At 60.8% G+C, this 10323-nt stretch carries 6 protein-coding genes and 3 rRNA genes (1 of these 9 only partly in view); all 9 read right to left on the minus strand.

Features of this window, described 5'->3' with window-relative positions; translation table 11 throughout:
* Positions 1–199: 199 nt before the first annotated feature.
* Positions 200–706 carry a poly-beta-1,6-N-acetyl-D-glucosamine biosynthesis protein PgaD gene (gene pgaD, locus AO356_RS10800; RefSeq protein WP_060739780.1) on the minus strand — a complete coding sequence of 169 codons (507 nt, stop codon included), beginning with the start codon at positions 704–706 and terminating at the stop codon, positions 200–202.
* Entirely contained in the window at positions 703–2058 is a 1356-nt protein-coding gene (gene pgaC, locus AO356_RS10805) for a poly-beta-1,6-N-acetyl-D-glucosamine synthase (protein ID WP_060739781.1), read from the minus strand. Before pgaC ends, pgaD begins: the two co-directional genes overlap by 4 nt.
* A gap of 1 nt (position 2059) precedes the next feature.
* Positions 2060–4057, minus strand: coding sequence for a poly-beta-1,6-N-acetyl-D-glucosamine N-deacetylase PgaB (gene pgaB / locus AO356_RS10810; RefSeq protein ID WP_060739782.1), 1998 nt, complete (start codon positions 4055–4057; stop codon positions 2060–2062).
* A gap of 12 nt (positions 4058–4069) precedes the next feature.
* The gene (pgaA, locus tag AO356_RS10815) at positions 4070–6550 is read right to left on the minus strand and encodes a poly-beta-1,6 N-acetyl-D-glucosamine export porin PgaA (RefSeq protein ID WP_060739783.1); all 2481 of its coding nucleotides are present in this window, start codon (positions 6548–6550) and stop codon (positions 4070–4072) included.
* 246 nt (positions 6551–6796) lie between these two features.
* Positions 6797–8302, minus strand: a complete 1506-nt coding sequence (locus tag AO356_RS10820; RefSeq protein ID WP_060739784.1) for a YdgA family protein — start codon at positions 8300–8302, stop codon at positions 6797–6799.
* Between the two features lie 157 nt (positions 8303–8459).
* The gene (locus tag AO356_RS10825) at positions 8460–9095 is read right to left on the minus strand and encodes a hypothetical protein (RefSeq protein WP_060739785.1); all 636 of its coding nucleotides are present in this window, start codon (positions 9093–9095) and stop codon (positions 8460–8462) included.
* Between the two features lie 176 nt (positions 9096–9271).
* Positions 9272–9387 (minus strand): 5S ribosomal RNA (rrf, locus tag AO356_RS10830).
* Positions 9388–9494: 107 nt separating this feature from the next.
* A 5S ribosomal RNA gene (gene rrf / locus AO356_RS10835) occupies positions 9495–9610 on the minus strand.
* Positions 9611–9781: 171 nt separating this feature from the next.
* Positions 9782–10323: ribosomal RNA gene (locus AO356_RS10840) — 23S ribosomal RNA — on the minus strand; it runs 2350 nt beyond the window's last position.

The raw sequence follows: 10323 nt of genomic DNA on the forward strand, positions 1-10323 counted from the left end.
CTGCCCCACACCCCAAATCCATGTGGGAGCGAGCTTGCTCGCGATAGCGGTGGATCAGTCACGTCAATGTGGCTTACGCGACGCCATCGCGAGCAAGCTCGCTCCCACAGTTTTGTCTTGTGTTGACCGAAATATCCGCCACAACCCCAATCCCTCTGTGGGAGCGAGCTGGCTCGCGATGGCGGCGGGTCAGCTTGCATCAATGTACAGACTGATCGGCCGGCAAGTGGATAACCCGTGGTCGCTCCAATGGCGCCAGGGGCGGTGGCTGCAAATCCGGGCTGAGCAAGTGGAAATGCGGCACGACATGGCTGATGTCACCGTCCTGGTTGTTGTGGATGATCTTCGAGCCGGGCTGGCGCAGCGTGTCCAGGCGCTCGCCGGTCAACTTGAAACTGGCGCTCAAGCCCTGGTCATCCACCACTGGCGCCGGCAGTCGGCGCTGGGCGAAGCTGCGGCTTTTGCGCTGTTGATAACGCGCCCAGGTAATCAGCAGCACCGCGTTGACCAACGCGATCCACCCATAGACCTGCAAAGTCCCCAGTGTGTCGAACAGCGACCCTCCCAGGCGCGGGCCGGCTTGGCTGTCGAGCAGCGGCCACAGTCCGTTGACCAGCAAATACAACAGCCCCACCCACGCCAGCACGGTGAAAAGCGCATCGATGACCACCAGAAAAGGTCGTTGCCGGGTCCTGACAATTTTCATCGGATCACTTCCTCTTCCTGATCATCGAACGGTTTGATACCGCGATCCGGACTGATCCAGCGCGCACGCTTCTGATGCTGCCCGAACAGCACTTTGGGAAAGCTCACCAGGGTGGTGAAGAGGCTGATCAGCCAGAACACCAACGGGTACCAGACCACCCAGAACATGATGTGCCACAGGCCTTTTTCGTAGCGCCGATCGATCAGGATGCTCACCGCGAACTGCAGCAGGCACACCACGGCCAGCAACAGGCCGGTGAAGGCTGGCGGCATCAGGTGATCCACGGCGATGGCCGCTGGCATTTCGACGAATTTGCCGGCGCCCCAGAAGATCACCGACAGCAGGAAGGTAAACGCCCAGCCGGTGGACAGGCAGTATTCGAACAGCAGCGGCCACAGGTAGCGATGGCGGTATTGCCAGATGCCACGGATGTTCTTGAACAGCACCTCGGCGCCCCCCTGGGCCCAGCGCAGGCGTTGCCGCCACAGGCCGCGCAAGGTTTCGGGCATGAGGATCCAGCACAGCGCGCGCGGCTCGTAGAAGATGCTCCAGTGGTCCAGTTGCAGCTTCCAACTTATGTCGATGTCTTCGGTGATCATGTCCGGGCTCCAGTAGCCGACCCGGTGCAGGGCGGTGCGACGGAACGCAACGATCACGCCGGACACGGTGAAGATCCGCCCGAAGACCCGCTGGGTCCGCTTGATCAGGCCGATGATCGAGGAAAACTCGCCGACCTGGACCCGGCCTATCAAGGTCGAGCGGGTACGGATGCGCGGGTTGCCGGTCACCGCGCCGAGGCGGGCGTTGTCCAGCATCGGCGCCACCAGGTAAGCACAGGTGTTCGGCGCCAGCAGCGCGTCACCGTCGATGCACACCAGGTATTCGCTGCGCGCCGCGATGGCCCCCATACGCAGGGCCACAGCCTTGCCCTGGTTTTCCGCCAGGTGCAAGACGCGCAAGCGCGGGTCCTCGGCTGCCAGTTGGTCGAGCATCTGGGCGGTGTTGTCCTTGGAGCCGTCGTTGATGGCGATGACTTCGATGTTCGGATAATGCTGGCCCAGCGCCGCGTGAATGGTGTCGGCAACGTTGTCGCCTTCGTTGAAGCACGGAATCAGGATGCTGATCAGCGGCTCGCCCGCCAGGGGCGGTGGCAAGGTGTCGTCCTTCCACGGCCAGTGGCGTTCCCAGTGCAGCCAGAAATACAGGCCACCGGCAATCCACAGCCCGGACATGAACAGCGGGTAAAAGAACACGAAGTCCATCAGGAATTGCCCGGTGACCAGGAAGATCAGGCCCAGGGGCACCCCAAGGACGATCGCCAGCACCAGCAGGGCGAGCAGTCTGTCGAGCATGTCAAGGATTCCACTTGTTGGAGAGCGCCGGCCGCACGGTTTTCACGGCGGGCTGGTCTTCGATGAAGTTGTCCGGGTAGTAGCCGAAGCTGGTCACGCCCTGGCGCTTGAGGCGCCCCATCCAGTCGGCCAGGAGTTCGCCGTCGATGTCGGCCACCGGTTGGCTGTCCCAATCTCGCGCCTGCAATTCGAACACCGTGCGCTTGAGTGCGCCGGGCCGGCTTTTGACGGTCTGGACCAGACGTTCCAACCATGGGCCGGACTGTGCGCGGGTCTGCTTTTCCATCAGCGGCATGGCCATCGGTGCCGTCCAGTCATAGGCGCCGAGGAAATCGTCGAGGTTCTGGGCGAACCAGGCTTCGCTTTGCGGGTTGAGCATCGGTTCGGCAAAGATATTGCGCGCCGTCAGCACCTGCGGACCACGAATCGCCCGGACCTTGGCGGTCAGCTCATGGGTGAAGTCGATCAGGTAACGGCTCTTGAAGCGGGTCCAGCGTTGCATCGCCGCAGGATCGTCCCGCAGGGCGGCGATGGACGTCGGCAAACCGTGGGCGGCATAGACTTTCAGGGCCGCGGGGCTGGCGTCCTCGAAATCGGAGAACACCGCGTCGTCATGGTACAGAACGCCATCCAACGAACTCATCCGCGCCAGGTCCTCGTAGAGCTCGCCGATGACCTTGCGCACGTTCGGGTCGAACGGCGACAGGCGCACGTATTGGTCCGGGGCGACGCCGGTCTTGCCGGTTTCCGGATCCCAGCGCTGTACCCGTGGCAACTTCGCGTCCAAGGCAAAACTGAGCACTGGCATCCAGGCATAGACCTTGGCGTTGGCCCGAGTGCGCAGTTGCCAGGCGACACGGTCGAACAGGTCGGCCCGTACTGGCAGGTGACGGTTGGGGAAGTACAACGAGTGCACCAGACCATCGCCTTTGGGATCGGCAAAGGCTTGCAGGAACACCGTATTGGCGCCCAGGTCGGAAATGCGCTGGACCAACTTGCCGACGTTGGCTTCCTGCTGCACCGGGTCCGGGTCGTAGACATAGTCCAGATCGACATGCACCACGCGCATCGGGTCCATTGTCTGCACCGAGACGATGCTTTCGGCGAAATGGGCGCCATCCGGATCGGACGCCACCAGGAAGCGTGGGCCACTCATCAGGTTATCCAGGCTGTCGAGGCCGTCCTCCAAGGTCAGGGCCATTTGATAGCCTTCGCTGCCAATCACCTGCAACGCAGTACCGTCGGCTTCACCGTAAGGCCAGACCCAAACGCGCGGGCTATAACCGGCGACCTTGCGGATTTTCTCGGAAATGGCCGCCACGTCCTTGCGCAGGCGAGCCTGGAAATCGGCCTCGGTCTCATAGCGACCGGTGGCCGGATCGTAGCGCCGGGTCGTCGCCGCAGGTTGCTGGTTGCCTTGCGGGTTGGCGAGGATGCCTTTGTGATTGGCATCGGTGTGTGCGGCGATTTCCACCAGGCCCGATTTCGACACCTCGCGAATCTGCTCCCAGGTCAGGAACTCGGAACGCTTGCGCGGCACCCCGGCAAAATCCACCGTCTGGTTCAGCGGCGTATCGACCCAACTGCCGACCGGAGCCAGGATAGCCGGCCAGTTATAGGCACGCAGGATGGGCATGACGCGGGTATAGAAGCTCGAGTAGCCGTCGTCGAAACTCAGCAGCACCGCACGGGGCGGCAGTTCCGGGCCGCCATTGCGGGCCGTGATGATCTGGTCCACCGTGACCGGCTGGTAGTTGTTTTCCCGCAGCCACGCCAGTTGCTCGATCAGCCGCTCGGTACGCACGGCCACCAGCGCCTGGTCCGGGTCTCGGTCGTCGACATCATGGTAGGCGATGCCGAGCACATGGTTCTTCGGCCACGGGGCGTCGTTGGCCGCCAGCGGACGCTGCGAAGGCGGCGTGAACGCCGGGGCTTGCTGGGCACAAGCGCTGATCAGCAAGACTCCCAGCAGGAGGATGAATCGCGAAATGACAGGCATCTTCAAACTCTTCTAGAAGCGATAGGTGAGGTCGACAAGCAGGCGCAAATCGCTTTCGCGATCGCCGTCGTAGGGGCGGTTGAGCCAACTCAGCGCCGCACCTGCCTCCAGCACGTCGTTCCAGATGAAACGCTGGCCGTAGCCGAGCAATCCCATGGCCCCGGTGTTGTAGTCACGCTGGCTGTAGGTACCGGCACCGACCTGGAATTGCTGGCTCCACGTGGTTTCGTAGCGGCGATACAACACGTGGTTGGCGCTCACGGTCGGCATGACGCTGAAATCCGCTTTCGGGTTGAAATAGGGCACTTCGTTGGAACCGCTGTTGCGGCTGGCGCCGACTTCCAGACCCAGCTCCACTTGCAGGCGCGGGGTGCTGTAGATGCCCTCGCGGCCGGTCAGCTGGGTTTCGAGGCGGTTGTTGCCGTCACTGAAATGGGACGGGCTCAGCGCCAGTCGCCACTCGCGGCTTTCATTGGCCCGCCAGCGGACGAAACCACTCCCGCCGTTGGCGCGGATGCCGCTGTTGAGCGCCCGCAGCGGGGTATTGGCCGAGAGGTAATCCAGGCTGCCGCCGTATTGCCAGTGGTCGTCGATGTCTCGGGCCACGGCCACGCGCGCGCCCTGTTTGTCACCGGAGCCGTACGAGTGATTGGAGACCTCGGCCTCCAGGGTCATGTCCCGGGTGCGACGCTCCACGCCCAGGCGCTGCCAACGGTGGTGGCCAGTGCCTTCCTCGAAATCACCGGTGGCGTAGCCGGCACCGCCGAACAGCCGCCAGTCTTCATCGATGGGCGGGCTGTAGAGCAGCGTTTCGATACCAAAGTCCCGGCTACCAGTGACTGCACCGGCGTCACCGTTACCCCCGCCATAGCTCTTGCCGGTGTAGGCCTCGATGCGCAGCTCGGCCATGTCGTGTACCTCGCGCTGGCGCTGCAGACGTTTGACATGGGCGTTTTCCGGGTAGCGGGCGACCACGTCGTCGGTCAGTGCATCCAGCTGCCGCCACTCCTGCAAATCCATGGCGGCGCGGGCCTGGGCGATTTCCAGGTCACGGTTGCGCGGAATCGTCGCCTCGACTTCTTTGAGCAGGTTTTCCGAACGGCGCGGCCAGTCGCGGGCCTGGTACAGATCGGCCTGGGCCAGGCGCATGCCAGTATTGCCGGGGCCCTGGCTGACCAGGGTTTCCAGGCGTGCTTCGGCAGAGGGCAAGTCGGCGCCGTACGTGCCGGCCTGGGCGGCGAGTTGCTGGGCGTCCATCCATTCATCGTTGGGGTTGCCGATCGGCAGGCCCTTGAGTTCGATGCGCGGACGCTGGGCTTTCGCCATGTCTTCAGCCAGTGCACGGGCCTCTTCGGACTTTTCACTTTCCAGCAACGCATAGTAGAGCGCGGTGCTGTCTTCAAAACGCTCCGCGGGATCGGCATCCGGCGCGGTCAGGACCCGGCGGTACAGATCGACGGCGATCTCCGGCTCACGCTGTTCCAGATAGGAAGAGGCCACCCAGCGCAGGGCATAAGTGGGAATGCTCACGCCCTCGGCGATCAGCTTCTGGTATTCGGCAATCACTTCTGCTCGACGGGCGCGGGCATTGAGCGCGCCCATGCGATCGATGCGCCAACGGAGTACGTCGTCATGGGCCTCGGTCACCGGGGTCCAGGTGGCGAGCAACTTGTCGTAGTCGGCCAGGGCGCGGTCGGCAATGACGAAGCGCTCCTGTTCGCTGCGACTGGCCATGTCCGCCAGGCGCACCCGCTCAGCGGCGACGTCACCCTCCAGGCGTCGTTGCACGCCACGGTCGATCAGCCCCGGCTGCAGACGCGCCAGGCGCAGCGCCGGCTCTGGCAGCCGTGCGCGTTGCAGGGCGTAGATGTATTCACGCGCAACCTCTGGGCTGTTGCCGGCGCGCGTGAAGGCCTGGTCGTATTCGAACAGCGCTTCGTGGGGGCTGTTGGCGCGGGTCAAGGCATAACCCAGCGCCAGTCGACGCACCGGATCTGTCGGCTTGGCAGCGACCAGGGCCTTGGCGCGAGTGACGGCTTCGTCGGGCTGGCCTGCATCGGCCTGGGTCAAGGCCAGGCCAAGTTGCAAGTCGGGGTTCTGGGGATCGATCACCAAGGCCTGGCGATACAGATCCGCCGCCGAATCCCAACGTTTGAGGTTGCGGTAGGCACGAGCCGTTGCGGTCAGCGCCTGGACGGGCAGCGCTCGATTGCGGCCCTGGGTCTCATAAACCGACACCACCTCGCTATCGAGGCCGGCCCAGCTGGCGATCTGCAGGTGGTCACTGATCTGCGCGGCGCTGGCCTGGCCGGCCGGTACCTGGCGCAACGCAGTCAGCGCAGGCGTGTAATGGCCGGCACGGGCGTCGAGCACCATTTGGTCATAGACGGTATCGGCAAACGCCAGCATCGGCCAGCACAGTTGGCTGCACAGCGCGACGCGAAACAACGGGCGCAAACCACGTTGAACAAAAGGACCCACAGTACGCGGCATTCGTCAGCATCCTTACATGGCCAGCCGGGTCGCAGTGCCCCCTTGCCCATCAAACAGGAAGCCGGATCAAAGGAATCCAGCCAAGCTCTAATGGGCCTAGTCTTGCACTCTCAGATGGGTCATCTTCAGGAACGCCACAATTCTTCAGAATCGATACAGATTTCGGCCCAGGGCTGATCGGTGGGCATAAAAAAACCCGGCCGTGCGTCATGCACGGGCCGGGTCTTGGGTGTGACTTGAACGGGCTTACTGGATGGCGACGCCGCCGCCCAGTTTGCTCATCACAAATGCCGAGAATTGTTCAACGGTCATTTTCTGGCCATTGAAATCGACCTGGTTGTTGGCGTAGTGCAACTTGGTGACAACGTCGTTGCCTTCAAGGGTCGCCAATTGAGTGCCGACGGCCATGGCGCTGAACATATCGCTGGTAGCCGTGGCTTGATCGGCGATCAGCTTGGCATGCGTCTGGCCTTCCATTTGTGCCTGCACGGTCATCAGGTCGACCAGCATCGGCTTGGAAACCTTGAGATTGAAATCCAGCAGGGCGAGCAACTGACGTCCCAATTCCTCCGGCGGCAGGTCCATGGACTGCGGCTTGGTCAGATCAACGATCAGGCTGGCACGGCTTTCACCGTTGGCGGTACTGAACGACAGATTTTCCAAGGCCACCTGCGGAGCACCGGCCAAGAGTTTTTCCAGATCGGCCTTGACCTGTGCTTCCTCAGCTTCGGTCAGGCTCAACTCTGGCGTCGGCTCACCGGCTGCAGCGGCTTCGGCGGCCGCTTTTTCGTAGGGCTGCAGTTTGGTCTGGTAGATCTGCATCAGCGACATGGTGGCCGGGATGTCCAGGTTCTTCAGGCTGACCGCCATTTGTGCCGAACCAATGGTCTTGTCGTTGAACGACAACTCACCGATCTTGTAGTCGGCACGCCCCGAAGCACTGGTGCCGTTCTCGCTGCTGCTGTTCTTCATTTCGAAGTTCTTCAGGCCCAGCACCGACTTCGGCTCACCAAACGTGGCCTTGGTGCTGCTCATCAGCAGGGTGTTGTCACCCATGTAGTAACCGTATGAGCTTTTGCTCAGGTTACTGGCCAATGTAAGGCCATTCAGCTCGACCTGCACCGGCGTCTGATCTTCGGCAACGGTGGTCAACTTGAAGCTGTCCATGTAGCCATCGGCCTTGACCTTCTGGCCTTGGGCGCTGGCGGCCAGGTCGATCTTGAGACCGGAGAAGGTGAGCTGGGACTGCTCATCCAACTTGGTGTCCAACGGCAGCAGCTCATAGGTGCCGTTGATGGATTCGTCGTAACCCAGATTGACCACACCTTTGAGCGGCGACTGGTCCTTGGTCGCAGCGAACCACTTGTCAGTCAGCGGATTGCGCTCAAGAGCGGTGTGACTGGTGGCCATGACCGGCAGCCACTTGAGCGTAATCAAGCGCGAGAATGGCAGTGGGCCGTGCTCGATCCGGTCGACGAAGAGCAGCTCGACCGACTCGCCGCCGAATATCTCGCCTTCGCCTTTGAGACGGTAGTGGGCGGTGCTGCTGAATGTGCCACGGTCCATGGAAACCAGCTCCAGGGCGGCTGTGCTGTTGGACCCGGACAAGGCTGTCTGCATCTGCTTATTGCTATCGGCAATAGCATTTTTCAACACGCCCTCGAGTTTGGTCCCGGTGTACCAGGCGCCACCCGCGCTGATAGCACCGACAGCCACAACGATTCCCAGAAGTACGCTTGCTGATTTATTCATGAGTGACCCGATCGATATCCATGGTTGAAGAAAGCCGTCGTCTTCCCTGACCCGTCAAGGGGGTGGCTCGACGCCGCAAAGAGGAGGGGAGATTACCATCAGGCACCCCTGCGGGCCCAATGTTTATAGGGGTAAAAACGTTTTCTTGAGAGGTGGTCTACGAATATTGGACTTCGATCTCATCGAGTTGATGGTCGAAAGTCTTGAGGCGGGCCGTCCAGGTGTACACCAGCACTTCGAAATCGCGATTGATCACCGCCGCACCCGATGACTCTGCGCGCGAATCGCAAAAGTCCAGTTGATAGCGCTCCCGGGCCATGGCGTTAGCCACGTCGCACAATTCACGGGCGTTGTTGAGCCAGTGCCAGCCGTCCTGGGTGACCTGCTTGTCCAATGCCGCACACTGGACTTTCAGGGCTTCCAGGCTTTTTTCCAGCGGGGTACCGGTGAGCTCGCCCATGACCTCCTGGAATGTGCGGCCAGGCTGCCAGTAACTGCCCCAGAAATAACGGTCAAACACCGTTTCTACGCGGCGCAACGCGACCTTGGTGTCCCAAATCAGCACCAGGGTCTTGCCTTGCTCGAGGTGTTTTTTCTTGATGCGTTGGCCCTGAAGCGAAGCCCAGGCCACGATTGCGATGGATATCACGCCAATCAACGCTGCCGCGCTATCGAGGAACAGCAGCGCCTTGTCGATTTGATGAGTGAGCATGACGCCATAGAAATAAGTGGCCGAAAGCAGCAGCAATGCTGCGGTGGCGCACCAAAAGCCGGGAGCATAAGGGTTTTTCATTATTGGAATCCCCATGACCAGTGACGTCGTGGGCCCTCTTGGTCGCCAGAGCCCGACTCTCACAGCATAGCAACGGCATGGGGGGTTTGCCGGGGCATCAGAGGCTCGATCCGATTACTGGCCCAAAACGACAAAACCCCTGTCTGCGGAGGCAGACAGGGGTTCTGGGAATTCAATCTTGACGATGACCTACTCTCACATGGGGAAACCCCACACTACCATCGGCGATGCATCGTTTCACTGCTGAGTTCGGGATGGGATCAGGTGGTTCCAATGCTCTATGGTCGTCAAGAAATTCTGTGTCCGACCCGTTCAACAACAACGTGTCGGTAAAATCGATAATCTCTACTAAAAACAAAACCCCTACCTGCATCAGCAGATAGGGGTTTCGGAATTTAATCTTGACGATGACCTACTCTCACATGGGGAAACCCCACACTACCATCGGCGATGCATCGTTTCACTTCTGAGTTCGGGATGGGATCAGGTGGTTCCAATGCTCTATGGTCGTCAAGAAATTCGGTAGCCAGCGCGTGCCTTGCGGTCACGTTCCAGCGAATGGGTATGCGATAGTTTGTGTGTTGCAATCGAGTGTCGCGAACTTTCGGTTCGTTTCGTCTTCACACACCGCAATCTGGTTCTCGTTCGCCCTGGGGCTTGGAGTTTACAAATTGCTTGGGTGTTATATGGTCAAGCCTCACGGGCAATTAGTACAGGTTAGCTCAACGCCTCACAGCGCTTACACACCCTGCCTATCAACGTCGTAGTCTTCGACGGCCCTTCAGGGGACTCAAGGTCCCAGTGAGATCTCATCTTGAGGCAAGTTTCCCGCTTAGATGCTTTCAGCGGTTATCTTTTCCGAACATAGCTACCCGGCAATGCCACTGGCGTGACAACCGGAACACCAGAGGTTCGTCCACTCCGGTCCTCTCGTACTAGGAGCAGCCCCTCTCAAATCTCAAACGTCCACGGCAGATAGGGACCGAACTGTCTCACGACGTTCTAAACCCAGCTCGCGTACCACTTTAAATGGCGAACAGCCATACCCTTGGGACCGGCTTCAGCCCCAGGATGTGATGAGCCGACATCGAGGTGCCAAACACCGCCGTCGATATGAACTCTTGGGCGGTATCAGCCTGTTATCCCCGGAGTACCTTTTATCCGTTGAGCGATGGCCCTTCCATACAGAACCACCGGATCACTAAGACCTACTTTCGTACCTGCTCGA

The organism is Pseudomonas fluorescens, from assembly GCF_001307275.1.
GTDB lineage: Bacteria > Pseudomonadota > Gammaproteobacteria > Pseudomonadales > Pseudomonadaceae > Aquipseudomonas > Aquipseudomonas fluorescens_AA.